Below are 26,997 nucleotides of genomic sequence, written 5' to 3'. Positions count from 1 at the left end.
TATGAGCGCTAACAGTATCAATTCTATCAGTGAGTTTTTGTTACACGCAGGCACTGAATATCATGTTTTTGATTTAGGTCGACGTATTGAACCCACAGATAATCAAACGTTTCTAGAAATAGAAAATGGCAGTGCTTACGCGCCCTACCCTCGTCAACAACATGCGTGGTTCGGTATTGTTTTTTGGAACAAAAATGCATCTTCGCAACACTATATTTGGTTTGTAAAGCTGCCACTTGATGAGCAAGGCTTGGTTGTTGCCGCTGCTAGAAATCATTTTCTAGAGATTATTGTGGATGCATTAGGGAAGTCGATTGCTGAAGATACCGAAAATGCACAGCAATTGCCCGACAACCCTTACTCCTTCGTTCCGAACCAATCGCAACTTGCTCAGTTTAATGCGCTAGTTAAAAGCACCTTAAACCACCCCTTAAGCGAAGAAGCGCAGAAAGTTGAAGCTTACATTCAAGCCCCGCAGCTTGTGGATTGGCAACAAATATCTATGCAAAGCGTGGCCGATTTTATACATGGTTTCAGCATGCACCCAAAGCGAGATGTGTTAGAAGAAGCAATTAAAGCCAATTTAGCACTTTACTCAGATGTGTTTGTTAATACGCTAATGGAGACAAGCGAAAGCGTTTCTCTGTCAGATAACTTATTAGCGATATATTTGAGCAAAATTGATGATGGAGACGACATCAATCTCGCAGCTTTGAGGGGCTCCTCTGAAGGAAACTTCAACCCAACGATAAATAGTCAGCTACTAGACTTATTGAACGATGAGAAAACGCAGCGCCTCGATATTTTAAGTGTTATTGCGGCACGGCATTTCGAGCAAATGGAACCGCTATTGCTGAGCATCTTTTTAGAACAAGCTGCAAAAGTTGATGAAAAAGAAGGTCATCAGGGTGCCTTATTTGCTGGTTTCTTTTCTGATTTAGTCCAAATCCCGAAGTTGCGGAGACAAGTACTTACGCTGCTGCACTCGGATGCTAACTCGGATATTCTCAGCAAGGCATTTCAGCGATTATTTGCGCAGGCGAGAAAGTAGATGACGTTACTTGAATTAGTCATATGGTTAACGATTGGTTTTACCGGCTATCAATTTTGGCGTATTCGGGCTATTTCAGAACGAACAAACGCTTATCTAAAGCAATATTGCGATAAGCATGGTTTGCAGCTGTTAAGTGTGGCTAGGGCAAAAACTCGGTTCTCATTTAAGTTTGGCAAACCGGACTGGCACAGCTTATTTAATTTTGAGTTTTCAAGTAATGGTGAAGACAGGTATACCGGCGAAGTCGAGTTGATAGGCGTGAGAGTTATGCGAACCGAAGTGCCGCCGCATAGGGTGTAAATGCTTACGCCCGGGGTTTTACAGGCTTTTTAGTACTAAGAAATAATTCTGAGAAAGCTGAAAATTAGGTTCCCCAAAACCACCAAAAAAAAGGGGAACCTGACGGCTCCCCTTTTTCCTGGAATTTTGAGTATCCTTCTCCGCGATCCTTTGCGACTAAAATCTTCCCGATTAAAATCCGTATACACCCCTTTCCATCTACTCTCGCGACTTCCTGTGCGAGCTACACTTCCATGCGTAGGTCCCTTTCCTTTTTTCCTTTATTACTGCACATCCTTCATGCAGTGTTCCTCATCCTGAGGCTGTCCTTGTCAGTCTCCGCTGACCTTCCCTTCCTTCGTCCTTTGTTCGCTGCACATCCTGCTACAGCTTTGCTAATCCTTCAGCATGTCCCTCTTTCATCCCTGGTTTGCTCGTCCATGCAAACTAGAAATTCCTTAAAGGCCGCCTTGCCCTTGGCTCCTTGCCACTAGCTCCCTGCTAGCTTTGTCCTTATCCATGCTACGTCTTGTCTGTGACATTCCTATCACACGTGCCATCCATGAAATCCGTTCGTTCCCTTCAGTCCTTTGTCACTTCCTTGTTTCGCAATTCCCTACTGCGTCCCTTCCTTTTACTCACAACCTTATGAGAATCTCTTCCTTAAGTTGTCCTAATTCATTCCTTTAATGAATTCCTGACTCAATCCGTGACTCGTCGTGTTTCCTTGTGACATGTTCATAGTATCCCTTCCAAATATTACCGCCATATTGAATTACAGAGATTTAAGAAAAGTTTTTGTACGACTTTTGGCTAACAAGAAAAAATCCTTAAAAAACAAAGGTCGTATACTTTAGTATGACTAATTCTTTCAGAATTTAGGTAAGATCACTCACAGCATTTGTAGGACATGTCTTACAAGCGCTGTAGTAAATTTGGCGTAAAGATTGGAACTGTTTTTGGCGATGTTCTGATAGGTACATTTTTTTGAATAAAAAAGCGTCACTTCTGTCTGAACATGACTTCCCCCTGAACATGGGAAAGGCTTAGTTGTCCGACAACCTGATAGTTATCATCGTTAAAAAAAGTACGATGTTTATCTACAGTCACAAATACCGAAACGCCTTCGCTTTTGTCGTCTTCTTCGACAACACTATCGATGGCGCCTAGCAATATATGCCCGAGACCGTGGTGTTGATAATCAGGATGCACCGCAATGAAACTCAGCATATGGAAATTATCTGCAGGTACTAGCGCTCTTACTTTCTCTTCTTTTTCCAGCATTTGTTTGGTGCCGAACAAACCTGCGGTTAGCAGCATTCTCAATCGCCAGTGCCAGTAACGCCCTGCACCAAAAGCCGCATCCGGTGCGGTAAGGCATGCCACCGCAATCAATCTATCGTCGTCAAATAAACCAATCATGGGCTGCTCTGCTACCCAAAATGCGTTAAGTTCCTCGCGAATGGCTGACCGAAGGCGACTTTCATAACCTTCTTTTTCCGCCTGAAAGATATCGATGAATAGGGGGTCATCTACATACGCATTGTAAAGTATAGATGCGGCAACTTTGAGATCGTCGACTGAAAGGTAAATCGCTTTGACAGTGTCTTGCAAGGGGGCTAACGCGTTGTTGTGGGCATCGGTGTTCATAGGGGCTCCATGTACGCAAAGCTGTTTAGTTACTCATACCTAGTACGGTAAAATAAGAAAAAGTGGGCAGTGGGGCACTCGCTTTATTTTCGCGCCCCACACACCCTGTCTAAACTTTAGCCTACTTGAAAACCCCTATCATGTTAACTTTTAATTAACATTTAGCTTTTTGACAAATTATCCATCGCTATACATTTGCCAGATCACACATTAAATTAATTCATCAGGCTGTATGCGCTATCGCCCCACCCTACTAAGCTGCTATTTCTAAAAACAAGAGGCGTACACTCATCTTTCGTCGTTATACCATCGCCCATTGTTTTTTGGGTGCGGTAATACAGTACGCGATATGTACCGTCTTGCTTTTCAAACAATTCGTTAAAGTCTGCAACGCCCATTTTTCTTAAAACACTTTCATAGCTCGTGCCCGTCTCAAGATTTGCGATATGTTTGCGATTATTAAACTCTCTATCTTCCCAATCTGCGCCATAGTGGCTATCTGACCCGCCCCCTACAGATACGACACAGCCAGAAAGCAAAACAGAAGATGCTAAAGCTACAGAAAGAAGAACCGTTTTCATGTGAATTCCTTAAATATGTGTGTTGTTTTTTATTTTTAAATTAAGAGCCTGATGGCCTTTCAGTTGCAAACCTTACAAATGCAAACATTGTCGAAACATATAACCATGCAGAGTATTACGCCTACTATGTGAATCGACACTGAATGCAATGCTCTGTCTATGTTTCATCCACTTAATGGTGTAAACAAACGTGGTTCAAAACTAAGTAAACAAGAATAGTACCAAAAGCATATCCTTTTGATTTTTATAAACTTTATTTACCACTCAACTTTTGCACATTTGAAAAATAGTGAAATCAGCAACTTATTAGTGAAATTGACTATGTGAACAAGCTACACTAGCTATATTCGCGATTTAAAAACTCTTTACTCTTATGTCAAATTCGAACTTGCAGCAGCTTCACGTTTTATGTCTTCAAATGTATCAGGAAGGCAAAACACCAACGGTAGGCATTTTAAGGTCTAAAGCCCCATTTAAGGTGTCAGTAACAGAAGCTATCGAAGCAATTAAGCGTTTCAATGCACATAAGCCTCAGCTTGACGCCACGGGCAAAGAAGCCCAATCTGCACAAAGTACTTCGTTAAATACACATCGACCAGACAGCCTTCAAGCGCGTGTGGAAACATTAGAAAAGGAAGTTGCTGAATTAAAACAGGCACTACTTAAATTGATGGATGCTCAGTAAACACTAATGCGAACAAAGAAAGTAATGACTGTTTGTAGGTAGGTTATATAAAGGCGCTATTTTCAAGCACGAGGAGTAAGTTGCTCAAGAAATACGGCTAGAGACGGGGCAAGTATTTTAGCAGGCTCTCTTCCTACTTGTTCTAATGCAACTTCACCGCTTTCGTTGACAACCGTTAATATAAAATCCTCTTCGTCTGTTAACCCGAAAAACAACGTAGGTGCTTGTTTGAGCCTTTGCTTCATTAACAAGTGGCCGATTAAATTCTGTTGTAGCCTTTCAAAGTCTTCGCTATTAAACACTTGAAGCAATTCGCAGTTACCTTGAGGTGCCACTGCCTTTAAATTGTCACTGTAATAACGAGTGAAAAACTGACAATAATCTGGGTTGAGCGTTAAGGTCAGTGCTTCTTCAACATTATCGAAAGAGTGTGGAGGAGATTGCAGCACGGGAGTCCAACTGACGAGCTCACCGTCATTCGCACTATTTTTATAGCAAGGCGATGGCCACTCGCTGTCAAATGCGATTTCTAATCCCTTACCTTCAGCTTGCTCGACATAAGATGATACAAATTTATCTAATTGTGCAGGAATTGTTAGAGCCATTTTGACGTTACCCTCGTATTTTTGGGGTACACTATACAACTAAACAGTTAAGTCAATACTCGGCTTGCTTAGGCTGTACTGCTAGTTCATAACGTACCCTTGTAAAATAACGCTGTAGCAGCACACCGGTTAGCACTTTAAGTAGATAGATGAAAGGTTCTTATGTCGACTGACAATTCGCCTCAAAAAATTATTATCTCCGCACCTGATGACCTATCTCTGGGCAAACAGGTTGACTATGAATTTGAATACAACCCAAGCTTATTGCAAGGGGTACCTCGCAGTTTAAGCCGAGATACGTTATCCCTTAACGATTCTGAATTACCGTTTGACGGAATAGACACTTGGACGGGATATGAACTTTCTTGGCTTAACGAAAAAGGAAAGCCTAATGTGGCAATTTTGGAGTGTCACGTTCCAATTACTTCCCCAAACCTTATTGAATCAAAATCGTTCAAGCTATATTTGAACAGTTTCAACCAATCAAAGCTTGCTTCACCAGAAGAGGTTCAAAAAGTTCTTCAAGCTGATTTATCTAAATGTGCAGGGGAGCAGGTTCAGGTAAAACTCATTCTTCCTCAACAGTTTACCGCATTGCAGTTTAAGGAATTCGAGGGAATTTTATTAGATAACCTTGATGTGGAAATCGAGCAATACTCACCTAACACACAATATTTAGCGGTTACCGAGAATAATGTCGATACCAAGGAGACTTTGGTTTCTCATTTACTTAAATCTAATTGTTTAATCACAAGTCAGCCAGATTGGGCTAGTATTCAGATTAGATATGAAGGAAAAGCCATTGATCGCGAAGGGCTTTTAAAATATCTGATTAGCTTTAGGCAGCACAATGAATTTCATGAACAATGCGTTGAGCGTATTTACAATGATATTATGCAGCATTGTAAGCCCGCTAAATTAACAGTGTGTGCCCGTTATACCCGACGTGGGGGGTTAGACATCAACCCATTCCGTTCGAATTTCGAAGCACCTTATGCTAACCATCGTCAGGCGCGTCAGTAATACAGCGATGAAGCACACAAACAAAAGCTAACTAAATCGCAACGGTAATTGCGAGTTAGAACAAAGACGAGATTATGGAAGCAAAACAACTACAAGCCCTAAAACAAAATAACGCGCTTCTTTGTCAATTTATCGTGAGGCTCTCAGCATTCTACGAGGGCTTTTCCGATAAAATAGATTCCGAACTCAAAGTGCTGCGCGGTCATCTTTCAGGTACGCCTAATTTTAGCCTTGCCGCTGTAAGCATTGAAAAGCTCAACAAATCTCTTCAGCGTCAAGAAATTACGTTAAGAAAGTACAGTATTGACACCGTTTCGACGCTAGAAGATGCAATGAAACAGCTGCAAAAAGTTGTTTTTGAAGACAATGAATTGAAAGGCCTTACTACACAAGAGCTAATTAAACTTAACCAACCTGTAGGCGATATTTTCAGTATCTATAAGCTTTACGCCAAAGCCATTGCTCTTCATCGCATTGCGCTGAATAAAGAAATGATAGGCCTTGAGCCACCTGAACCAGTAGAAGCAAAACCAGAAAACAAAGAAAGCGCTACAGTTGGCTCAATTAAAGATGAAAACCCTCACTACCGTTCTATTTTAGTCGAGCTTAACCACCTAATTACTTCTTATGCTCAGAAAAAGCCGAGTGATCAGCAGCTCAATGATATCAAGCAACGCCTCGATGAAGGTATGGATAAAGAGCAGCTACTTAGGAGCTGCGTTGTAATTTTACGCATGATCGTGCAAGACGCAATGTCAGAGGCGAGCTTAACAGGGAAAGTGATTCAAAGCCTTCATCGCTCGCTAGGCGAAATCAGTAACGACGTAAATATAACCATTGAGGGTAGCCAAGCACAGTTTGAGCAGCGGAAAGCCGGTACAGAGCAGATAAAACGACACATTAGTCATATCGAAGAAACCGTATCAGAGAGTGACTCATTAGAATCACTGAAAGAGCAAACCCAACTTCGCGTAGAAAAACTTGTAGCAACCTTAAGCGAGCAGCAAGATAACGATGAACAAGGGCAAGAAGCGCTTTTGGCGTTGCTATCGTCCATGCAATCGCGCATAGACACGTTGCAACAGCAAACCAGCGCTTATAAAAAGAAACTGGCAGAGCAAGCAATGCAGAGCCGCACCGATCCACTCACTCGCCTACCAAATAGACAGGCTTATAACGAGAAATTGGAAGCCGCTTTTGCTGACTACAAGGAAAGTGGAACAACACTCGCCGTTGCCGTTTTAGATATTGACCATTTTAAATCGATCAACGATAGATTTGGTCACGCTGCCGGTGACAAAACCCTTCAAGTAGTAAGTAAGTTTTTGAAGCAGAACCTTTCTGAAAACGAATTTGTCGCACGTTGGGGAGGCGAGGAGTTCGTGATGCTACTGCCTGAATCGCAAATGACAGAAATTGACGAAAAGCTCAATGAAATTAGAACTAAACTGGCTGCTATGCCGTTTAAGTTTAAGCAAGAAAAAGTCAAAATTACTGCTTCATTTGGCGCGACCTGCTTTGGTAAAGAAGACACGACAGAAACAGTTTTCGAACGCGCGGATGAATACCTCTACAAAGCGAAGCGAAACGGCCGCAATCTTGTAGTAACTGATTTAAGCACTGACTTATAAGGTGTGAAGTATGAAGAAAGTTCAGCTTAATCCCGTTGGCTCAATGAGTCAGCTTTCGCAAGTGGAAGTCTCTCGCCTCCAAGATGCAACAAATAGCGAGCTCTTCTCTATGTTTAGAAACTGCAGCCTTGCAGTATTGAACAGCGGAGTGGATGAAGACAATTTTGAAGCGCTTTTCGCCCCTTTTGAGAATTTTGAAATTAAACTCATCCGCCGTGAGCGAGGCGTAAAGATCGAACTTGTTAATCCGCCAGAAGTCGCATTCGTAGACGAAAAACTTGTTCGCGGTGTTCATGAACACTTGTTTGCTGTACTGCGTGATTTGCTTTACATGGGCAATAAGTATGCATTTCTTCATCAAACAGCGCCCGCTGAAGGAAGTGAGATCACCGACATGGTGTTTGACATGCTACGCCACGCAAAAGCCCTTGAAGGTAACGATAGCGTGAATACTATAGTGTGCTGGGGCGGTCACTCTATCAATCAAGTCGAGTATAAATACACAAAAGAAGTAGGCTATCAGTTAGGCCTGCGCGATATGAATATTTGTACTGGCTGCGGACCGGGCGCAATGAAAGGCCCAATGAAAGGAGCGACTATAGGCCATGCCAAGCAACGTCACAAATCAGGTCGATACATAGGTATTTCTGAACCTAGCATTATTGCCGCAGAACCCCCTAATGCGATTGTGAACGAGCTTATTATCATGCCAGATATTGAAAAGCGTTTAGAAGCCTTCGTTAGATTAGGGCACGGTATCATTGTATTTCCAGGCGGCGTAGGAACTGCTGAAGAACTGCTTTATTTACTTGGCATATTGATGAATGAGCGCAATGCGCAACAACCATTTCCTTTTATATTAACCGGTCCTGCAGGCAGCGAAGAATATTTCGAAGCCATAGATACCTTCGTAGGGGCAACGTTAGGCGCCCAAGCCCAATCAAAATATCAGATTATCGTGGATGATCCTGAAGAAGTCGCCCGTACTATGAGCAAACACCTTGAAAAAGTCAGAAAATTTAGAGGGGCAATGGGTGATGCTTTCAGCTTTAACTGGTCACTTAAAATTGAACAGGACTTCCAACAACCTTTCATTCCCACTCACGAAAGCATGGCAGCATTACAGCTTCATCTAGATCAAAGTAAAAGTGATCTTGCTGCAAATTTGCGTAAAGCATTTTCAGGCATCGTTGCTGGAAATGTAAAGGCCGAAGGCATCGCACAAATCAAAGAACACGGTCCCTTCGAGCTTACCGGCGATAGTACACTTATGGACAAAGTGGATACATTATTAGAGTCATTCGTAAAACAGCACAGAATGAAGCTTCCTGGCAGTGCCTACGAGCCTTGTTATGTTGTAAAAAATGGCTAATTAAGCAAAATGAAAAGGTGACGCATTTGCTTACGTTTACTACTTATGTTTAATAGGCGTTTTAAGGTACACTTGCCTAGAGTATTGTTAAACAGAAAAATGTTACGAGCTGCAAGTTTACCTTGTTAAATGGTCATGCTTTTGGGCACTAATGTCCCTCACTAACATTTTAGTATAGAAAACGAGATGTAACGGTCATGAATACCAAGGTTATTCGTCTAATATTAGCTGGCGTTGCGTTATACGCGGTGTTTGTTTTTATGGTTATCGCCTTTTACCCTGATAAACCTGAAAATATGGATTGGAAAGACCGTGAAGAGTACAACCGCGTTCAAATTACTAAATTGAAATTGGGCAGTACTAGAGAAGAGGTACTTGCTTTACTGGGCTCGCCTGACATTACAGAAGCTAAAAGGCAAGGTGCTACAGCAATTCAAGTTATGTTTTTTAGAACTCAACATGTGCGCGCAGACGGACTAACAACACAAGATGAGTGCACACCTTTGCTGTTCGAAAACGATAAGCTTATAGCTTGGGGTGAAGGGGCTTACTCTAGCTATCAAAAAAGTTAAAAGGATGGGGAGTGACCGACATCATTTCCACACTTAAACGCCTTGTTCATATAGGCGAAGCAGAGTTATCAGTCGAGCAGCGTATTAATCATTGGTTAAAAAACGCAAAACGCATATTGACGTTAGTTAATGCAAACCCAGCCCTAGCTGCGGCCACGCTTCATATTGATAACGACTTACCTAAAGACACGCAACAACTTTTGCTGCTGGCACTATTCGGCAAGCTGTGTCGATTCAACGATCATTATTTACAGCACGTTCTTGCGTCTTTACTTGCCACTTTTTGGCTATCAAGCGCTAAAACACCACGAGATAGCATTCCTGAAGTCATTCGCTTTTTGCGTAAACATAATCTGGCCATTTGGCAAGATACTGTAAAATTGCAAAAAGCCTTTCAGACGGGAAAATACATTAACTTTATTGCAGATAACCGACTAAATTTAGCGCAGAGGCTCAGTCTTCTCTCGGGTGTTTTCGCCTCAAACGCAAAAAAAGCCGATTACCAAACGGTGTTTACCCACATAGCCTGTCGCCTGCCTGCCCATCATCGCCATCATATCGCACCGCTTATTCAGCTATTCGAAGGTTTGCTTCCTGGAGCAAAAGTTTTTGCTAAGGGTGTACCCGGCGCTTTGGTAGATGTGCAGCAAAATCACGGGTATGTATTTATGCTCAGCAAGGATGACGAAGATGGCAAATGGCTTCCTTTATCGGCTATTCAAGCTCCGGTGCCTTTATCATTACCCTTTGAGCATTTCATAGCGCTGTATACAGACACCGCCAATGCCAGAGTGAACCAGGGCGGCACACCATACTTGCCTTCAACATTCGCTATCCAGCATCCTCCCAAAGCGCTTACTACCATTATCGATGAATTGCAAAAGCAAGATGTCGTGATTGAACAGCTGTGTGAAAAAATTGAAAAAGTCCCTACTTTTAACCACTTTTTGATGCACACAGCGAGTCAAGACAACAGGCTGCAACTGCCAGTGAAAAGTATCAAACAGGCAGTATTAACCTATGGTATAGAACGGGTGGGCGACATGCTTATTCAGTTTGCACTTTTAGAGCGGCTGACGCAGAATCACTTTCCACTGATGGGAATGTGTAAGCAAATAACCTTACTAGCGTGCTCATTTTCTAGCTACTTTGCACAATTTGTAGATTCGAAATTTACGCCGCAGTCGGCAGCCTTAACGATGACCTTCGTTTGCACGCCGCTATTTACTCTTCCAGGTTTCAAAGTATCAAAATCCTTGCCTGTCGACCTCGACAAAACCGTATCTATTAATAACGCGTTTAAAGTGAAGTCCGACACGCCTTGGCTAGCAATAGCGTCGGAACTCGCTGGTAGTTGGCATCAAAGTTCTACCTGGCGCGCGGTAATACATCAATGCGGAAAAGCGAGTACTGAGGTTCCAAAATCGATTCAAAAAGAACAGGCGATTTTAGTATTAAGTTTTGCTCTCGCGAAAGCATGTCTATTTCACCAAGATGTCTATTCGTTACTTCATGATATTAATGTGAAAACGCTCATCAGCATTTTAAATATACAACCTAATGATTTTCATAATGCACTTGAGTCCAATGGACAGCTGCTCTATTGCCCTCTTTATCTTTAGTTACAAATAAGAGCTTTTAACCACACTCAAATCAATAAAAATGCTTTATTAGCCCTTGGTCTAACAAGTGTGAAATAGTACACGTATCCGACTTATTAACTCATACCCTATGCCCGCTTCAATACTATTTAATAACTGGATCTGCGCGTAACGACAGATTAATCGCCCTATCACCTTAATTTATCTTTACGAATGGCTATAACTTGCGCCGGCTATCGTATAAAATACGGCAACTTTTGCGGTGCTTTATCCTTTTTCCCTACAATTTCAATTATAATAAGTAAGCAAGCAGAACTTGGCACCTCACGCGCCAAACCAAAAATTGAATAAACCTAACGATTTTGATAACAGAATTACCAGAGGATCCCTCCACATGACTCAGCAACGTATTACAGTCATTCGCGGTGACGGCATTGGCCCGGACATTATCGATGCGACCACAAAAATTCTAGATAAGGTTGGCTGTGACTTTGCCTATGACTATGCCGATGCGGGCTTAGTTGCACTGGAAGAACATGGCGAGCTTCTACCTCAAGAAACACTAGACCTTATCGCAAAAAATAAAGTTGCGCTTAAAGGCCCTTTAACTACGCCAGTTGGTGAAGGCTTTACGTCTATCAACGTTAGTCTTCGCAAGCAGTTTAAACTGTACGCTAACCTTCGCCCGGTAATGTCTTTTAAAGGCACAAAAGCACGTTACGAAGATATTGATATCATCACTGTACGTGAAAACACGCAGGGTATGTACTCTGGTCTTGGGCAAGTTGTTTCAGAAGACGGAAACGAAGCTGAAGCAATGAGTAAAATTACTCGTGACGGCGCTGAGAAAATCGTAACTTTTGCTTATGAGCTAGCACGTCGCGAAGGCCGTAAGAAAGTAACAGCGGTACACAAAGCAAACATTCTTAAATCGACGTCAGGTCTATTCCTAAAAGTTGCTCGTGAAGTTGGCGAGCGTTACCCAGACATCGAATCTGCTGAGATGATTGTAGATAACTGCTGTATGCAGCTTGTGATGAACCCTCACCAGTTTGACGTTATCGTAACCACTAACCTTTTCGGTGACATCCTTTCAGACCTGTGTGCGGGTCTTGTTGGTGGTCTTGGTATGGCACCAGGCGCAAACATTGGTGAAGACTGTGCGATCTTTGAAGCGGTTCATGGCTCTGCACCAGATATCGCGGGTAAAAACCTTGCGAACCCAACGTCTGTAGTACTTGCTGCAGCGCAAATGCTTGAATACCTAAACATGGGTGATAAAGCAGAGAAAATTCGCGCAGCATTGAAAGACGTTATTGAATCTGGCGACCGCACCACTCGCGACCTAGGTGGTGAAGCCGGTACTACAGAATTTACCCAAGCGCTTCTTGACCGTCTATAAACGCTTTGTGCTTTAGCACTGATATTATTTGAAAACGGGCTTTCTAGCCCGTTTTTTTATACATTACTTTCCACTTTCCGACTAAAAACTGTACTAAAACTGGACTACCGCTTTTTCAACCCGCCCCTATTATCTTGTTTGTACACACTAAAGTGCTTTGCGCTTTGTTACTAATCGCTACATCGAATAGAGTCTAATAGTTATGGACGAGTTAGTTTCGATAGTACTAAGACTAGAAAAAGTCAGTGCACTCTGGGTACATAAATTTATTCCCATTTAGCTAAGACGTAATGCCTCAAAATTGGGTAGCGTACTTAGCAACACTTACAAGGAAAGATGATGAAAAAATTAATATCTGGCTTACTCGTTCTATCAGCGTTAGCTATTCAAGCTCCTGTGGTTCATGCTGAAGTAGAAAGTATTAAGCAAACACAGCATAAAGAAACAAACCTGCAACAGCGCATCGACTTAAACTCAGCGACTGTGGAGCAGTTAATTTCGCTACCAGGTGTTGGTCAGTCTAAAGCAAAAGCGATTATTCAGTACCGTGAAGAAGTGGGACCGTTTCTTGAAGTCGCGCAGCTAACCCAAGTAAAAGGCATTGGCGAAAAAATGCTAAGTAAGATAAAAGGTCATGTACGCGTTAAGTAAATGACATTAGCTTAACGGCTTTAGATAACAATTTAATGGTTCGTTTAGCAGAGTACAAAAAAGTGATTAAAAAAAATGCGCCAATATTGGCGCATTTTTATATTATTTGTAGCTTCCGAAATACTCTATTATTTCACTACAGACGCTAGGTATTCTTTAAACTCATCACCTAAAGAAGGATGGCGCAATGCGTATTCCACATTAGCTTTCATGTAGCCTAGCTTGCTTCCGCAATCATGGCTCTTACCTTTCATGTAGTAAGCATCTACTTGTTCAAGCTTCATCAATGCATCAATAGCATCGGTAAGTTGAACTTCGCCGCCCGCACCTGGTGGTGTAAACTCTAGCAAATCCCAAATTTTTTCTGAAAGCACATATCTACCTACTACAGCTAGGTCTGATGGCGCTTCGTCACGAGGTGGCTTTTCAACCATTGCGTGAATTTTCGCTGAATCACCTGGAGTGATAGCTGCTCCATCAAGATCAGCAATACCAAATTTAGAGATATCTTCTTCTGGTACCTGCTCAACCATAACTTGGCTTACACGGCTGGTATTGAATTTAGCAACCATATCAGCAAGGTTATCTTTTTTCGGGTTACTCGCTGCATCATCAATAATTACGTCAGGAAGCACTACAGCAAAAGGAGCATCACCGATTAACGGGCGTGCACACAATACCGCGTGGCCTAATCCGTTAGCTACGCCTTGACGAATGTGCATGATAGTTACATCTTTCGGACAAATTGACTGAACTTCTTCTAAAAGTTGACGCTTAACACGCTTTTCAAGCGTAGCTTCAAGTTCAAATGAAGTATCAAAGTGGTTCTCAATGCTGTTCTTACTAGCGTGAGTTACTAGAATAATTTCCTTTACACCAGCCGCAACACATTCACTAACAACGTATTGAATTAGTGGCTTATCAACCACAGGTAACATCTCTTTAGGGATAGCTTTCGTTGCCGGAAGCATTCTCGTCCCAAGACCTGCTACAGGAATTACCGCTTTTTTAACCTGACTCATAAGTTAATATCCTTTTTTAAAATCCTAGTTACTCGCTCAAATCGGCGCCTTGCCGTCATTTATTGCTTAAGCTTATCTATGTTCGCTATTATACAAAAGAGTAATGCAATCGATGTTCCAATTACCCTTTTAGAGCATTTATGTCTTGAAAATGGGCATTACGGTTATTTTCCACTCATTAATGCACAAAATTTGGGATAAATAATATATAATGCACCAATTCAGTGAAAGAGCAGTGAGTATATTTTTCACTTTACTTACGAACCAATCGGTTAGAAGTAGCTGATTAGCGACGCTTATTTAGCCCACTTGTTTGATCGAATAGGACCGCCGTTGCGCATAAAACCATCTTTTAACCCGTGAAGCATATATTGACCTCTCGCTTTTCCCTGCCCAAAGCAAAATCGATTAACAAGATACCTTACGGGTATTGCACAAACATGACGGAGCTTCCAATAAAGCGGAACGTAGCTACGTCGGGCAAGAATAAGTACGTTGCGAAACTGATAGTAGAGTCTAATGGGAGCACCTTGCTTAAACATAACACCACATACCTTCACTCTATCGTCGCCTTGCCGATGAGGCATACAAGCGCTCAACGACTGGTAAATGACCATACCCTTAGCTCGAGCTCGCCAGCACCATTCATGATCGACACCATCTATGAAAAGTGCCTCTTCTTTTCCGCCCACTTTCTCAAAAGCACGACGAGAGATAAGCATGCCTGAGGCAATAATTTGTTTCACTTCCTTCAAGCTATCGGAGACCTTTTTACCCTTTTGAAGCACACCCTGATCAACACAATCAGAAAATTGACAGTAAATAGAGGGACCTATAGCGGCGATAGGCACTTCTTGCTCCAAAGTAGTAAATTGGCCTAATAATTCATTGGCAATGCTAGGTGTAAACTGGCTATCTTGGTCGAGCAGGAAAGCGTATTCAACAGCTTTATCAAAAAGCTTTTCCAAACCTATATTTTGAGCTTTAGCAATACCCAGATTGGTTCCACAATGAATGTAAGTGCAGCTAGATGTATTCAAACGTTCATTAGCATTAGCTGAATTATCAACTAGCACTAAATCCCATTCTGGAGTCGAAAAAGCCTGAATCACACTAGTAAGGTGGTCAATATCGGGGTTATAAAGTATTACGACAATCCCTGTTTTCAATGCTTACCAAACCTCTCTAACAAATGTCTGTCGAGCTTGTATGCTAATTTGACCACTTTCCCTGGCATCAATCGCAGTGATAAGACACCGCAAGCATAAAAAAAGTTATAGGGTGAAAACTGTTTTAATTTAGTGATCGCAAAGATGCGCGCTCTAAACTCATTGAGAGACTTGCTCAGCCCACGCCGCTTATAGAAGTTATTCACTCTTCTAAACTTTAATAATCTGTCCTTCAGGTTTCTAAAGATATAACCTTGTGAAGCTAGTGAAACCCAGAAAAAATAATCTTGTGTGTTAAGTAAGTCGCCATTGTATCTGTGTCCATCATGAAACACGTTGTAACGAATCACCACTGTAGGGTGATTTAGCGAGCAGCGCCTAGGTAGTATTCGGGTTATTTGTTTGTGTGAAGCAGGCATTACTCTCGCTCCGACTTTTTTCCCGCTTTCATTTATTTCAGTGAGCGCTGAGCCTAGAACCGAAATATTGCTATGCCGATTTAGGTAAGTGATTTGGCGCAAAAGTCTGTGTTCTTCGGAGATATCGTCTGCGTCCATTCTCACAAAATAAGAGGGGGTAAACTGCAAGCCAAAATCGATGGCAGAATTCATACTACTTGCAAGACCGATATTTTGGCTATTTTGCGCCAATATAATTCTATCGTCATTTTTTGCAGCGTGTTGAAGTACTTGAGTAATGGGCTCTGGAACCGGCCCGTCGATAACAATGATAAAGAGAAAATCGGTATAAGTTTGACCTGTTATACTCTCGATAGCCTCTCGCAACCATTTCGCATTGTCAGCTTGATAAACGGCCATTGCGACAATCGATTCAACATGCTTCTTTTTGTTTTGGTTGTGAATGACGGAGAATTGATTTATCAAGAATTATTTACCAGCAATAAAAGTAACAGAGGAAATAAAAGCGCTTTTACGCGCTTCTTTTTCGACAGTATGTTACAGAGATTTTATGCAACCTGCTATGGGTTTTACCGAATCTAGGTCCTGACTTGCTTAATAAAGCGAAGTACGCTCCATATATGCTGAATCACAAGACTATAGACGACTAGAAGCCCAATAAAACCATAGAACATAAACGCTTCAGGTACTTGATAAACTTCGCCTAATATACCGATAAGGCAATAGCACGCGCCTAGGCACAATATTGCAACCAGTGACTGCCTACTGCTTAACCCTGCTCGCATGAAAATGTTGTGAAGGTGCTGCCTGTCTGGTTTCAACATAGACTGCCCCTTGCGCGCTCGACGGTACATGATTGCAGCCATATCCATCAAGGGAAGCCCAACAAGCCACACCGCTGTTATAGGTCTAAACGCAGCCGTTTCACCTTGGGTGTGATCAACAAGTAGCCATACGATGGTGAGACCGACAAACATACTGCCTGCATCGCCCATAAATATCTTGTTCCCTTTGAACCCTTTCCAACTCAGGTTAAACGCCAAGAAAGGAACAATAGCAGCCACAATAATAAGTGGTTCCATAATAGAGGCGCCATTACCAGTGAAAATTAAAAAACCTGCCACGGTAAGCAATATAACCAGGCTCATACCGCCTGCAAGACCATCAATGCCGTCTATCATGTTAAATGCATTGATAACACCGACAACACAAATGATGGTGAAGAAATAGCCGCCGAGGTCGAGAAGCACCTCGCCAGTTCCAAAGATATTGCCTAACGACGTAATATAATTTTGCGCGCTCCATGCCATAATGGCGGCCACGCCAAATTGACACATAAGGCGACCTTTCGCACTTAAATCAAAGCGGTCGTCCAGCATACCAAGCAAAACTACAAAAGCAGATGCGGTAAAAAATAGCGGGTTATTTTTCATCCACACATCGGTGGCGACGCTTGCAACAAGTACAGCCATAAATATAGCCACGCCCCCTGTTAAAGGGACAATACCTGCGTGGCGCTTACGTGCTGTAGGTTGATCAACTAAACCAAACTGATGCGCTAGAGGCGTCATCACCACTAAAAGAATTAGGGCTACGAAAAATGCAGTAAAAAGCGGGACGAACTGCAAGTACGCTAGCATAAAACACACAACCTCTCGTCACCGGTTACCGAAACACGCGAGTTTTCCAGCCTGACCAATGCACTTGTAAATTTGTTTAAAAAGCTCAATATCGATTCCATATTTGTACAACTTCCATTTCTTCCAGCGCGGTGAGGGTTTGTCGTTATAACTATGCGGGTCGAAAACTGCCATATGATATAAAACATTTGTTTAAGTAACCACCCCAATCGCAAAATTATCGTTTCAAAACATTTCGTAATAGTTACAGTTTTAGCTGCGCTTACCACGCACAAATATTACGCTAACTGCCACATGAAGCCATTTCGTGACATCTCAGTTACTCGCAAATACAAAATGTAGACGTACCACAAGCGCAATTATTTCACTAACTATTAAATTTCCTACTCATTGTGAACTTTCCAATAACAATATAGTCATTTTGAAGTCTTAAACCTTAGCGCCACTGTGATAGCAAACATGCTTTTTTTAAAACTTGTGTTATCCTAGCGCGAAATTGCTATATGGATATGAAAGCTAATGTTCAAACAATTCCAACGTTTAATTTTGCCGTTCGCATTAATTGTGAGCGCCGCAGGTTGTACTAACTCGCCTACAGTTACCGAAGCTGACATACCCTTGGTGCACTCTTCTCTTGCATATTCCCTAGCACCGGAAAAAGAGTCTGCAATAAATATTCCAAAAGCCAACATTTATTTTGATAAAAAAGAATCTTTTTCAATACGTTTTGGTGACTATGATTACGCAGCCACCAAACACTACATTTCAGCCACCGGCAATAAGTGTATCCGCTTTTCTTTACAAGACAGTGACTCGGTTCCGACGGGCGCGCAGCGCAAAGTAACCACTTGCCAGCGGGATGGGCGATGGAAAGTCGTTTCTCCTCTCGTAGTTTCGGCAACCGCGCAAGGTGAATAAGTTAATGAAGTTTATGGATATAAAAAACACAATCAAAACGCTTTCAGTAACAGCATGTTCAGCAGTAGTTGGCTGCCTTCTTTTGCAACCTGTTTTCGCACAAAGTGTCGAACAACTACAGCAGCTAAGAGAAAGGGCTCAACAATCGCAAAGCGGAGGCGCTGCGCAGTCAGTCTCTCCTCTTAGTATCTCGACACAGCGAACTCTGCCGGGCGCCACAGGTACTGCAAACTCGATGGGGCAATTTTCCACTCAGCCGCGAAACGGTGTAAATTTACCTGGAGAACCTACTATTGAAACGGTTTTTCCTGCCCAACCCCCTATGGAAAATCCGCCATTTGCTGCGAACCTATTTATTGGTGGCTTTGAGTCAGAGCGCAGTTCAGGCTTAAACGACAATTATTTAGTGGCGCCGGGTGATAAAATAAATATTTGGCTATGGGGCGCGGTCAATTTCTCTAGCGTAGTTACCGTAGATAACCAAGGCAATATTTTTATTCCTAATATTGGCCCTATCCGAGTCGCAAATACACCAGCAGGAAGCGTTAACCAAACGGTTACAGCGAAAATCAGGCAGGTGTATACCAATGATGTGAATGTTTACGTAAACCTTCTTACGTCGACCCCGGTGTCCATATTTGTATCAGGGCCAGTATTGCGCCCCGGTCAATACGCCGGCCTTGCTTCAGATAGCGTGCTTTATTATTTAAAACGTGCAGGCGGCATCGATTTCCAGCGCGGCAGTTTTAGGCAAATAGATGTCGTTCGCAATGGTAAGGTCGTCGCATCTGCAGACTTGTATGCCTTTTTTAGAAGTGGAAAGCTTCCAGAAGTATCCTTCAAAGACGGCGACACCATTTTAGTGCACCCAATTGGCAACACTATCGTTGTTGAAACCGGTGCTCGCAATAGCTTTACCTTTGAATTTTTAAATGAAGAGCTTAACGGTGGCGTGGTTAATTACTTTGCACGACCTGGTGAATTCGCTTCTCATGCCTCAGTATCAGGTGTTCGCAATAATAAACAGTTCGCACGCTACCTAGATTTAAAAGAGTTCGCTTCTTTAGAGCTAAGCGCAGGCGACACGGTAGAATACATTGCGGATCACGAGCCGCAAATATATCGAATCAATGTTGCTGGCGCCTTCGCAGGTGCATCACAAATCATGGTTGATAAAGGCGCACGCTTACTTGACGTGTTAGATCATATTGAAGCTGATACCACGCTCTCTGACACGCAAAATATCTACCTACTTAGAGAAAGTGTTGCCGTTAAGCAAAAGGAAATCATTGAAGAAGGTCTACAGCGTCTTGAGAGAAGCATGTATACCGCTCCGATAAGCTCGACGGGTGAAGGTGCTATACGCGCTCAAGAAGCACAGCTTGTTGCAGACTTTATAGCTCGAGCAAGGCAAGTAGAGCCACAAGGCCGTGTTGTTGTATCTGAAAACGGCGACATAGCGAATATTCTGCTTGAACCTAATGACACCATCGTCATTCCTGAAGTGACTGACTTGATACATGTAGGCGGTGAAGTACTACTACCACAATCTGTAGTATTTAACCCAGATGCAACGACTGAAGATTACGTAGCTTGGGCTGGCGGCTTTACTGAACGCGCTGAAGACGAGCGTATACTTATTGTTCGCAAAAATGGGAACGTTACTTTTTCAAGCGTGAACGACTCATTCCTTTCAAGCGATGAAAGCAAGCTTGAGCCAGGGGATCAGATTATCGTTCTGCCTGCAATTGATACCAAAGTACTGCAAGCTGTTAAAGATATTACCCAAATCGTTTATCAAATTGCTATTGCAGCTAACGTTGCTACTAACTAAGCATGGTAACTTTTAAAGATCAGCTCTATGCATGGAGAGGCGTTATTTTTGCGCTTTTCCTGCGTGAGCTTCAAAGTAAATTTAACGATAAGTTTGGCTTGGGATGGGCATTTTTAGAGCCCTTTACGTTCATATTTTTAATGTCATACCTACGGGGGTTGATAAGCGGGAGCGTTATACATTCTATACCTCTTTTTCTTTTCATGATGATTGGAATGGTGGGTTTGCAGTCTCTGACATCATGTTTGCAATCAGTTTCAACTTCAATTCGAAGGAACAAACCTCTATATGCATTTCGCCAAGTTCAGCCAATTTCCTCAGTACTCACCGCAGGCTTTCTAGAATTTTCGATTAAAGTTCTGGTAGTAATACTTTTAATCCTAGCTTTATATTTGATGGGCGAAACATTTACTGTGAATGACCCTCTGCTACTAATCTCGCTTTTTCTTCTGTTATGGATTTTCTCAATATCTATTGGACTTATATTTGCGATTGGAGCAGCTTTCATTCCAGAAGTTGACAAGATAAAGTCGATGCTCACTCGCCCACTGATGTTTATCTCATGTGTATTTTTCAGCCTTCAAGACTTACCCGAAGAATATTGGCCGTATCTGACGTGGAATCCATTAGTACATTTCAACGAACTTGCTCGCTATGCATGCTTTGAGTCTTATGGAACGAGGGGCGTATCGTTGACTTTTCTTTACGAAATAACAATTATCTCAGTATTCCTCAGCCTTTCGATGTACCACATTACGTGGAAGAGGGTGTTATCTCGATGATCAGAATAGAAAATTTAACAAAGAGCTATCCCAGCAAAATGGGTCCTCAATATATTTTTAAAAATCTAAATTTTGATTTTCCAACCGAGAATAACGTCGCGATTCTAGGTAAAAATGGTGCGGGTAAGTCAACCCTGTTCCGCATGCTAGCGAAAAGTGAATACCCCGACAAAGGCCGTGTTTTAACGAACAAATCTATGTCGTGGCCGGTGGCTCTGCAAACCGGTGTGCACCCGCAAATGACCGGGCGTGAAAACACGCGCTTTGTGGGACGGATCAATAACGTTAAATCCCTCCCTGAATACGAAGAAAAGGTGCAACAGTTCGCTGAGTTAGGTAAACGCTTTGATCTTCCCGTTCGCACTTACTCGTCGGGCATGCGCGCCAAATTGGTGTTTGCGTGCTGCATGAATATTAATTTCGATATTTACCTTATCGATGAAGCGACATCAGTAGGCGATCCGCTTTTCAGAAAAAAAGCGCGTTTATCGCTTAAGGAAAAAAGCGAGCAAGCCGGCGTTATTATGGTAAGCCATGAACTTGACCAAATCCGCGAATTCTGTACTTCTGCCGTCATCATTGACGATGGAAAACTCACTTATTATCACGATCTCGAAGAAGGCATCGACGTTTATACGCAGGATGCAGACAATAAGAAATCACTTAAATAGGTTCAAATCACAGTGGAAAAATCTCTTACACAGCTCAATGCCCTTCTAAGTAAACACAAAATGCTGTTGCTTGTACTTCCATGGGTACTGTATGCCGCATACCTTGTTCTATGGGCGGCACCACAATACGAAAGTAAAAGCCAACTTATCGTTAAATCAAGCGATGGCGGCAGCAGCTTTGACCCATCTTCCCTATTGATGGCTGCTGGTGTTTCTGGTGCATCAGGCGGCACAGAAAGTCAGCTTGTAGAAGCTTATATTCAATCTGCCGATATGATTAAGTATCTAGATGAGACTATTGGCCTTCGAGAGCATTACATGTCAGACAAAGCTGATATGTTTAGCGGCCTGTCGTCTTCTCATAAGCAAGAAGACTTTTACCAGTTTTACCTAAATCATATTGAAGTAAGCGTCGATTCAGCGTCTTCTGTAATTAGCCTGCGTACCCGTGCCTTTGATGCGGAATATGCGCAAATAATCAACCAGGCTATTGTTGATAAGGCAGAAGAGTTTATCAACAACATCAATAACAACTTGGCGAAATCAAAACTCACTTTTGCTAAAGGTGAACATGAAATCGTTGAACAAAAGCTTCAGCAAGCAAAGACTGAAATTTTAGGTTTTCAATCTAAATACAACGTGCTTGACCCTACTGCTGAAGGCGCAGCGTTTCAGCAAATTGCTTTTTCATTAGAGGCAACCCTTGCCCAGAAAAAAGCTGAGCTAAGTACCATGTCGACCATGATGTCTAATGTCGCACCTGAAGTCATCAATATTAAGCGTGAAATAGCTGCACTTCAAAAAGAAGTAGAAAAGCAGAAAGAGCGAATCAGTACTGCTGAAGGTGAAAGCGAGGCACTGTCAGTGAGTGAGCTTATGGCACAATACAGCAACCTGCAGGTTCAGCTTCAGTTGGCTATTCAAGCTTACTCGTCATCGCTTATCACCCTTGAGAATGCGCGCGTAGAGGCATATCAAAAACTGCAACACTTGGTCACGGTAGAATCGCCTACCCTTCCAGACGATAATGCTTACCCAACGGTTATCTATAACCTGGTTCTTTTCGGTGTGTCATTGCTGCTTATTTACGGAATTGTAAGAATTGTAGTGGCGACCATCCGCGAACTTTAGGGACTCCCTTTCAGCAAACCCTTTTGTCAATTGGCTAAGTCGATTAAGACTTGGTCAATTGACACCGCTTTAATGTAGTTTGTCGCCCAAATCTTGTGTCTTTAAGCAAGCTCTAGTATAAGAAGCTATCCGCCTTACGGACTACTATCAAAGAGCCTATCCTATAAGTGCTCTACAATAACAACCATAAGCAATATGGAATTAAAATATAATTATGAAACCATCTAACGATACTAGCTTTTTCGGCCATCCAGGGGGCCTAAGAACGCTATTCTTTACAGAAATGTGGGAGCGCATGAGTTATTACGGAATGCGCGCGCTACTTGTTCTTTTCATGACAGCAAGCTTACAAACCCAAGGGCTAGGCTTTACCGTTGCAACCGCTGGCGCTATCTATGGCCTATACACAGGTGCGGTATATTTTCTAGGGCTGCCAGGTGGTTGGCTAGCTGACCGCTTGATCGGTGGTAAAAGCGCTGTATGGTACGGCGGCATTATCATTTTCGCCGGTCACGTAGTGCTTGCGATAGACTTACAAAATTTATTTTTCGTAGGCCTAATTCTTGTCGCTTCAGGTACCGGCTTACTTAAACCCAATATTTCAGCCATGGTTGGTCAGCAATATGGTGAGGATGATGGCCGTCGTGACAGTGGCTATGCGCTGTATTACATGGGTATTAACATTGGCTCTCTTATCGCCTACCTAGTGACTGGTTATTTACAGGAAAATTGGGGCTGGCACTATGCATTCGGTGCAGCTGCTATTGGTATGGCTATTGGCCTAATTCAATATTACTTCAGCAACCGTTCGCTTTCGGCTGATTCTGTGACACCAGCAAACCCATATCAAGGCGCGGCTAAACAGCGTGCATGGATGGGCGTATGGGCAGTAGTTGCCCTCGCAGTTGTTGTCATTGTACTTGCGCACATGGGTACCATCGTTATTGAGCCTGTTGCCCTTGCTCAACAGGTTGCCGTTGCCTTTACTGTCATCTTCTTCCTTTACTTCGGCTTTATTTATTTTAAAGGCCAACTAAGCGACAACGAGAAGAAGCGTATGTGGGCGCTGTTCTTAGTGTGTGTTGCATCAGCCTGTTTCTGGTCTGGTTTTGAGCAAGCAGGCTCTTCGTTAAACCTATTCGCACAGAACTATACCGACCGTGTACTTGAAAGTGGTTCGCTTATCACTTCTCTATTTGGAATGGATGCAATTCCAACGGTATGGTTCCAGCTTTCAAACTCGCTATTCATTATCATTTTGTCGCCTTTCTTCGCCGCCCTTTGGATTAAGCTTGCTAAGCGAATGATTGACCCGTCGTACACCATCAAGTGTGCTATTGGTATCGTTATCATGGCATCGGGCTTCTTGGTAATGTTTATGGCGTCACAATACGCTGCTCAAGGCCTTAAAGTTGCGCCTATGTGGCTTGTTACAACATACTTCTTGCATACTGTTGGTGAGCTTTGCCTAAGCCCAGTTGCACTAAGCGCCGTAAGTAAGCTTTCGCCTAAGCGTTTTGCAGGACAAATGATGGGGGTGTTTGTACTAACCTACTCTATCGGTAACATTATTGCTGGCCTGCTTTCTGGTAACTTTGATCCAGAGAAGGTTGAGCAGATGCCAGACCTGTATCTTCAAATTGCCCTATTCAGTATAGCTATTGCTATCGTGATTGGTTTAATGAGCTTTAAGTCTCGTTTCTGGGAAAAAGCAGGTATTGAAGAAAAAGCGTAATTTATTGTTAGCATGTTTTAAGTGTTAACCAATTACCCTACAATAACCGCCGCGACGTAACGTTCCGGCGGTTTTTTTATTTAAGGTTTCGAAATAAAGGCTTAGAGCAAACCTATGAAGTTTTATTTTTCTACGAGAGACATTCCTGCCTTACAAGGTCTTCCTTTAACAGAGCGCGTTAAGTTGCTCGACAAGGCAGCTAAACGGCTTACGGTTCCAGAAAAGACCTTACTGAATGTTCTGAAGCTACTTGTTATCGTGCCTGTGTTTGCTCTTATTCTTCAAACCGCATCAAATTGGACCTCGTTACTCTGGGCTTTTGTGGTATTTTTAGTTTATCCATTGGTTATAAAACCTATTCAATATTCCATATGCGCTAAATACATTGCGCAACCGTCTAGCAAGGAGAATGCATGAAGACCATCCTAGTCACTGGTGGTGCCGGCTATATAGGTAGCCACACAGTTCTACAGTTACTTGAACAAAACTACGGCGTTGTCGTACTGGACAACCTAGCCAATTCAAGTGCTGAGTCGTTGCGTCGCGTGGAAACACTGACGGGCAAGTCGGTGACATTTGTGCAAGGCGATATTCGCGACACTGCTGTTTTAGATGACATCTTCAGCGAGCATAACATTTATGCTGTTATTCACTTTGCCGGTTTAAAAGCCGTTGGCGAATCTGTACAAAAGCCACTGTCATACTATGAAAACAACGTGTATGGCACGCTAACGCTATGTAAAGCTATGCAGAAGCACAATGTGAAGAATATCGTGTTTAGCTCATCTGCTACGGTTTACGGCGACCCAGCATCGCTACCGCTACGCGAAGACATGGCCACAGGGCAACCGACCAATCCTTACGGGATGTCGAAGCTGATGGTTGAACATATGCTTAGCGATCTTTATGTATCAGATAACGAATGGAACATAGTATTACTTCGCTACTTCAACCCGGTGGGCGCGCATGAGTCTGGTCAAATCGGCGAAGATCCTAACGGTATTCCGAACAACTTAATGCCTTATATCTCTCAGGTTGCTACCGGAAAACTAGAGCAGCTAAGCGTGTTTGGTGATGATTACGATACCGTTGATGGCACTGGCGTTCGTGACTACATCCATGTTGTAGACCTTGCCAACGGTCACTTAAAAGCACTTGATCGTTTAAACCTTAACATGGGCTTAGACAAATACAATCTGGGTACAGGTCAGGGCTATTCAGTCATCGAAATGATCAAAGCTTTCGAAAAAGGTTCGGGTAAAACTGTGCCTTATAAAGTTGCTCCACGCAGAAGCGGTGACGTAGCAGCCTGTTATGCCGACCCAACTAAAGCTGCCACAGAGCTCAATTGGCATGCAGAAAAAGGCTTAGAAGACATGTGTGCAGACACATGGAATTGGCAATCGCAAAACCCAATGGGCTATCCAAAGGACTAGCTTGGCGTTTGAACGCTGCCAATAGGCTTATTCACATACTAAAAAGCCATGCTGTCGAGCATGGCTTTTTTGTGCGCGTATATATAGCTAGGCTGGCGTTGAGGTTAAGGTCAAGGGTTAGATTAGATAATAATAAATACCCCCTGCCCCCGAACTTTATCCGACTTCGTTCTATTTATTACTCTTTCTTTATTTGCCGTCTTTCGACTTCGAGTCTTTTTCTTTTAGCTTAGCTTTTTCACTGTCATCAGCTGACGCATCTTCTGAATCTGTAGGCTCATCGACAGCTTCCTCTGACGCTTCTTCATAGCTATCAAAGTCGCTTCCTTCAAGCATAGCTTCGAAATCAGCAAAGTCGTCTAGCTGCTCATCATCAATGGCTTTATCGCCGCTTTTACCGTCAGTAACGCGAAATTCTAGATTCTCAAAATAAGCATTTTTTACGAAAGCATAATCGTCAACTGACTGCTCTAGCTGCGCTTCTTGGTCAAGTAATTGCGCTCTTGTTTCCAGTACTGAAATACCAATACGAGCAAAGTTTACCGACCCTTCAAGCAAAGACATAGGAAAAGCAAAACCGTCAACATAGTCTCCGGTAAAACTTCGCGGATCGCTTGGACCTAAAAATGGCAACATTAAGAAAGGACCTGTATCTACCCCCCAAACAGCTAGGGTTTCACCAAACTGCTCACGTTTGCGCTCAATGCCAATTTTAGACGCAACATCAAAGGTGCCGACTAGCCCTACCGTAGTATTTATTAAAAAGCGTGCTAGGCTGTCTAGCCCATCATCCACCTTGCCTTGAAACATATTATTTAAAAAGTTTGCTGGCTCTTGTAGGTTATCCGTAATGTTCACTAAGCCAGTTCGTGCAGGCTGAGGCATAACGGTAACGTAGGTAACTGTGATAGGGCGTAAAATATAGGCATCCAATACATCCCAGTTGAAGTCCCAAATCTCGCGGTTAACCGGTTCAAGGGGATCCCGTGGGTCCGATGTATCCACTACAGCCTCGTTTGACCCAGCGTCTTGAGAATATGCTTGAGCCTGATCTTGAGTATGGTTACTCGCACAGCCACCTAGAAGACTTGCCGCAACAATCAAGCCGGTTGCGAGTGATTTAGACAGTTCCAT

Annotated in this window: 26 protein-coding genes; 18 read left to right on the top strand and 8 right to left on the bottom strand. The window is 42.8% G+C overall.

The features are described from left to right. Position 1 precedes the first annotated feature (1 nt). Positions 2 to 1,051, top strand: coding sequence for a DUF3549 family protein (locus ACXAGK_RS02725; protein ID WP_474853951.1), 1,050 nt, complete (start codon positions 2 to 4; stop codon positions 1,049 to 1,051). Next, positions 1,052 to 1,354 (top strand): DUF3301 domain-containing protein, encoded by a 303-nt coding sequence (locus ACXAGK_RS02720; RefSeq protein ID WP_474808346.1) that lies wholly within the window; start codon positions 1,052 to 1,054, stop codon positions 1,352 to 1,354. It begins immediately after the preceding gene. Between the two features lie 981 nt (positions 1,355 to 2,335). On the opposite strand, the gene ACXAGK_RS02715 is transcribed toward ACXAGK_RS02720, so the two are convergent. Next, complete coding sequence (locus ACXAGK_RS02715) at positions 2,336 to 2,983, bottom strand: GNAT family N-acetyltransferase (RefSeq protein ID WP_474808347.1); 648 nt, start codon at positions 2,981 to 2,983, stop codon at positions 2,336 to 2,338. 215 nt (positions 2,984 to 3,198) lie between these two features. Beyond that, positions 3,199 to 3,564 carry a DUF3192 domain-containing protein gene (locus ACXAGK_RS02710; protein ID WP_474808349.1) on the bottom strand — a complete coding sequence of 122 codons (366 nt, stop codon included), beginning with the start codon at positions 3,562 to 3,564 and terminating at the stop codon, positions 3,199 to 3,201. A gap of 373 nt (positions 3,565 to 3,937) precedes the next feature. Between ACXAGK_RS02710 and ACXAGK_RS02705 the strand changes: the two genes are divergently transcribed. Continuing rightward, positions 3,938 to 4,249 carry a hypothetical protein gene (locus ACXAGK_RS02705; RefSeq protein WP_474808351.1) on the top strand — a complete coding sequence of 104 codons (312 nt, stop codon included), beginning with the start codon at positions 3,938 to 3,940 and terminating at the stop codon, positions 4,247 to 4,249. Positions 4,250 to 4,311: 62 nt separating this feature from the next. On the opposite strand, the gene syd is transcribed toward ACXAGK_RS02705, so the two are convergent. Continuing rightward, the gene (syd, locus tag ACXAGK_RS02700) at positions 4,312 to 4,854 is read right to left on the bottom strand and encodes a SecY-interacting protein (protein WP_474853948.1); all 543 of its coding nucleotides are present in this window, start codon (positions 4,852 to 4,854) and stop codon (positions 4,312 to 4,314) included. A 162-nt stretch (positions 4,855 to 5,016) separates the two neighbouring features. On the opposite strand from syd, the gene queF reads away from it, so the two are divergent. The 7 genes from queF to ACXAGK_RS02665 all read left to right on the top strand — a co-directional run bounded on the left by queF (position 5,017) and on the right by ACXAGK_RS02665 (position 13,106). Next, positions 5,017 to 5,877, top strand: coding sequence for an NADPH-dependent 7-cyano-7-deazaguanine reductase QueF (gene queF, locus ACXAGK_RS02695; RefSeq protein WP_474808355.1), 861 nt, complete (start codon positions 5,017 to 5,019; stop codon positions 5,875 to 5,877). A gap of 74 nt (positions 5,878 to 5,951) precedes the next feature. After that, positions 5,952 to 7,508: a GGDEF domain-containing protein gene (locus tag ACXAGK_RS02690; RefSeq protein WP_474853945.1), complete on the top strand. Its 1,557-nt coding sequence runs from the start codon at positions 5,952 to 5,954 to the stop codon at positions 7,506 to 7,508. A 10-nt stretch (positions 7,509 to 7,518) separates the two neighbouring features. Beyond that, on the top strand, positions 7,519 to 8,880 hold the full coding sequence (gene ppnN / locus ACXAGK_RS02685) for a nucleotide 5'-monophosphate nucleosidase PpnN (RefSeq protein WP_474853943.1): 1,362 nt from the start codon (positions 7,519 to 7,521) through the stop codon (positions 8,878 to 8,880). Positions 8,881 to 9,077: 197 nt separating this feature from the next. Beyond that, positions 9,078 to 9,452, top strand: a complete 375-nt coding sequence (locus tag ACXAGK_RS02680; protein WP_269918820.1) for a DUF3192 domain-containing protein — start codon at positions 9,078 to 9,080, stop codon at positions 9,450 to 9,452. Positions 9,453 to 9,463: 11 nt separating this feature from the next. After that, a complete protein-coding gene (locus ACXAGK_RS02675; protein WP_474853941.1) occupies positions 9,464 to 11,074 on the top strand; it encodes a histidine kinase in 1,611 nt (536 codons plus the stop codon). A gap of 373 nt (positions 11,075 to 11,447) precedes the next feature. Further along, positions 11,448 to 12,455, top strand: coding sequence for an isocitrate dehydrogenase (locus ACXAGK_RS02670; RefSeq protein WP_012517475.1), 1,008 nt, complete (start codon positions 11,448 to 11,450; stop codon positions 12,453 to 12,455). A gap of 339 nt (positions 12,456 to 12,794) precedes the next feature. Further along, positions 12,795 to 13,106, top strand: coding sequence for a ComEA family DNA-binding protein (locus ACXAGK_RS02665; protein WP_474853939.1), 312 nt, complete (start codon positions 12,795 to 12,797; stop codon positions 13,104 to 13,106). 128 nt (positions 13,107 to 13,234) lie between these two features. Here ACXAGK_RS02665 and galU read toward each other — a convergent pair whose 3' ends face one another. The 4 genes from galU to wecA all read right to left on the bottom strand — a co-directional run bounded on the left by galU (position 13,235) and on the right by wecA (position 17,356). Then, positions 13,235 to 14,128 carry a UTP--glucose-1-phosphate uridylyltransferase GalU gene (galU, locus tag ACXAGK_RS02660; protein WP_474853937.1) on the bottom strand — a complete coding sequence of 298 codons (894 nt, stop codon included), beginning with the start codon at positions 14,126 to 14,128 and terminating at the stop codon, positions 13,235 to 13,237. A 296-nt stretch (positions 14,129 to 14,424) separates the two neighbouring features. Further along, positions 14,425 to 15,297: a glycosyltransferase family 2 protein gene (locus tag ACXAGK_RS02655; RefSeq protein WP_474853935.1), complete on the bottom strand. Its 873-nt coding sequence runs from the start codon at positions 15,295 to 15,297 to the stop codon at positions 14,425 to 14,427. After that, positions 15,294 to 16,181 (bottom strand): glycosyltransferase, encoded by an 888-nt coding sequence (locus ACXAGK_RS02650; RefSeq protein WP_474853933.1) that lies wholly within the window; start codon positions 16,179 to 16,181, stop codon positions 15,294 to 15,296. The genes ACXAGK_RS02655 and ACXAGK_RS02650 overlap by 4 nt, the downstream gene beginning before the upstream one ends. Before the next feature lie 113 nt (positions 16,182 to 16,294). After that, complete coding sequence (gene wecA / locus ACXAGK_RS02645) at positions 16,295 to 17,356, bottom strand: UDP-N-acetylglucosamine--undecaprenyl-phosphate N-acetylglucosaminephosphotransferase (protein WP_474853931.1); 1,062 nt, start codon at positions 17,354 to 17,356, stop codon at positions 16,295 to 16,297. A 519-nt stretch (positions 17,357 to 17,875) separates the two neighbouring features. On the opposite strand from wecA, the gene ACXAGK_RS02640 reads away from it, so the two are divergent. From ACXAGK_RS02640 to galE, 8 genes are all read left to right on the top strand, one after another. Next, complete coding sequence (locus ACXAGK_RS02640) at positions 17,876 to 18,274, top strand: hypothetical protein (protein WP_474853929.1); 399 nt, start codon at positions 17,876 to 17,878, stop codon at positions 18,272 to 18,274. Positions 18,275 to 18,278: 4 nt separating this feature from the next. Beyond that, a complete protein-coding gene (locus ACXAGK_RS02635) occupies positions 18,279 to 20,108 on the top strand; it encodes a polysaccharide biosynthesis/export family protein (protein ID WP_474853927.1) in 1,830 nt (609 codons plus the stop codon). Between the two features lie 2 nt (positions 20,109 to 20,110). Next, on the top strand, positions 20,111 to 20,890 hold the full coding sequence (locus ACXAGK_RS02630) for an ABC transporter permease (protein ID WP_474853925.1): 780 nt from the start codon (positions 20,111 to 20,113) through the stop codon (positions 20,888 to 20,890). After that, positions 20,887 to 21,561, top strand: a complete 675-nt coding sequence (locus tag ACXAGK_RS02625) for an ABC transporter ATP-binding protein (protein ID WP_025254261.1) — start codon at positions 20,887 to 20,889, stop codon at positions 21,559 to 21,561. The genes ACXAGK_RS02630 and ACXAGK_RS02625 overlap by 4 nt, the downstream gene beginning before the upstream one ends. Positions 21,562 to 21,573: 12 nt before the next feature. After that, positions 21,574 to 22,692: a KpsE/RkpR family capsule polysaccharide export protein gene (locus tag ACXAGK_RS02620; RefSeq protein WP_474827432.1), complete on the top strand. Its 1,119-nt coding sequence runs from the start codon at positions 21,574 to 21,576 to the stop codon at positions 22,690 to 22,692. Between the two features lie 214 nt (positions 22,693 to 22,906). Further along, positions 22,907 to 24,427, top strand: a complete 1,521-nt coding sequence (locus ACXAGK_RS02615; protein WP_474853923.1) for a peptide MFS transporter — start codon at positions 22,907 to 22,909, stop codon at positions 24,425 to 24,427. 114 nt (positions 24,428 to 24,541) lie between these two features. After that, complete coding sequence (locus ACXAGK_RS02610) at positions 24,542 to 24,844, top strand: DUF6170 family protein (RefSeq protein ID WP_474808384.1); 303 nt, start codon at positions 24,542 to 24,544, stop codon at positions 24,842 to 24,844. Beyond that, positions 24,841 to 25,863: a UDP-glucose 4-epimerase GalE gene (gene galE, locus ACXAGK_RS02605; protein WP_474853921.1), complete on the top strand. Its 1,023-nt coding sequence runs from the start codon at positions 24,841 to 24,843 to the stop codon at positions 25,861 to 25,863. The genes ACXAGK_RS02610 and galE overlap by 4 nt, the downstream gene beginning before the upstream one ends. Positions 25,864 to 26,052: 189 nt before the next feature. On the opposite strand, the gene ACXAGK_RS02600 is transcribed toward galE, so the two are convergent. After that, positions 26,053 to 26,997, bottom strand: a complete 945-nt coding sequence (locus tag ACXAGK_RS02600; RefSeq protein ID WP_474853919.1) for an MlaA family lipoprotein — start codon at positions 26,995 to 26,997, stop codon at positions 26,053 to 26,055.

The organism is Alteromonas sp. ABM1_013 (genome assembly GCF_056160505.1).
The sequence above is the reverse complement of the archived record's forward strand: the minus strand, read 5'-3'. Positions and strand labels throughout refer to the sequence as shown.

What these genes read in the sequence shown, in the direction of transcription:
- ACXAGK_RS02725 (WP_474853951.1), top strand. Translation starts at nt 2, where the DNA reads ATGAGCGCTAACAGTATCAATTCTATCAGTGAGTTTTTGTTACACGCA.
- ACXAGK_RS02720 (WP_474808346.1), top strand. Translation starts at nt 1,052, where the DNA reads ATGACGTTACTTGAATTAGTCATATGGTTAACGATTGGTTTTACCGGC.
- ACXAGK_RS02715 (WP_474808347.1), bottom strand. Translation starts at nt 2,983, where the DNA reads ATGAACACCGATGCCCACAACAACGCGTTAGCCCCCTTGCAAGACACT.
- ACXAGK_RS02710 (WP_474808349.1), bottom strand. Translation starts at nt 3,564, where the DNA reads ATGAAAACGGTTCTTCTTTCTGTAGCTTTAGCATCTTCTGTTTTGCTT.
- ACXAGK_RS02705 (WP_474808351.1), top strand. Translation starts at nt 3,938, where the DNA reads ATGTCAAATTCGAACTTGCAGCAGCTTCACGTTTTATGTCTTCAAATG.
- syd (WP_474853948.1), bottom strand. Translation starts at nt 4,854, where the DNA reads ATGGCTCTAACAATTCCTGCACAATTAGATAAATTTGTATCATCTTAT.
- queF (WP_474808355.1), top strand. Translation starts at nt 5,017, where the DNA reads ATGTCGACTGACAATTCGCCTCAAAAAATTATTATCTCCGCACCTGAT.
- ACXAGK_RS02690 (WP_474853945.1), top strand. Translation starts at nt 5,952, where the DNA reads ATGGAAGCAAAACAACTACAAGCCCTAAAACAAAATAACGCGCTTCTT.
- ppnN (WP_474853943.1), top strand. Translation starts at nt 7,519, where the DNA reads ATGAAGAAAGTTCAGCTTAATCCCGTTGGCTCAATGAGTCAGCTTTCG.
- ACXAGK_RS02680 (WP_269918820.1), top strand. Translation starts at nt 9,078, where the DNA reads ATGAATACCAAGGTTATTCGTCTAATATTAGCTGGCGTTGCGTTATAC.
- ACXAGK_RS02670 (WP_012517475.1), top strand. Translation starts at nt 11,448, where the DNA reads ATGACTCAGCAACGTATTACAGTCATTCGCGGTGACGGCATTGGCCCG.
- ACXAGK_RS02665 (WP_474853939.1), top strand. Translation starts at nt 12,795, where the DNA reads ATGAAAAAATTAATATCTGGCTTACTCGTTCTATCAGCGTTAGCTATT.
- galU (WP_474853937.1), bottom strand. Translation starts at nt 14,128, where the DNA reads ATGAGTCAGGTTAAAAAAGCGGTAATTCCTGTAGCAGGTCTTGGGACG.
- wecA (WP_474853931.1), bottom strand. Translation starts at nt 17,356, where the DNA reads ATGCTAGCGTACTTGCAGTTCGTCCCGCTTTTTACTGCATTTTTCGTA.
- ACXAGK_RS02640 (WP_474853929.1), top strand. Translation starts at nt 17,876, where the DNA reads ATGTTCAAACAATTCCAACGTTTAATTTTGCCGTTCGCATTAATTGTG.
- ACXAGK_RS02635 (WP_474853927.1), top strand. Translation starts at nt 18,279, where the DNA reads ATGAAGTTTATGGATATAAAAAACACAATCAAAACGCTTTCAGTAACA.
- ACXAGK_RS02630 (WP_474853925.1), top strand. Translation starts at nt 20,111, where the DNA reads ATGGTAACTTTTAAAGATCAGCTCTATGCATGGAGAGGCGTTATTTTT.
- ACXAGK_RS02625 (WP_025254261.1), top strand. Translation starts at nt 20,887, where the DNA reads ATGATCAGAATAGAAAATTTAACAAAGAGCTATCCCAGCAAAATGGGT.
- ACXAGK_RS02615 (WP_474853923.1), top strand. Translation starts at nt 22,907, where the DNA reads ATGAAACCATCTAACGATACTAGCTTTTTCGGCCATCCAGGGGGCCTA.
- ACXAGK_RS02610 (WP_474808384.1), top strand. Translation starts at nt 24,542, where the DNA reads ATGAAGTTTTATTTTTCTACGAGAGACATTCCTGCCTTACAAGGTCTT.
- galE (WP_474853921.1), top strand. Translation starts at nt 24,841, where the DNA reads ATGAAGACCATCCTAGTCACTGGTGGTGCCGGCTATATAGGTAGCCAC.
- ACXAGK_RS02600 (WP_474853919.1), bottom strand. Translation starts at nt 26,997, where the DNA reads ATGGAACTGTCTAAATCACTCGCAACCGGCTTGATTGTTGCGGCAAGT.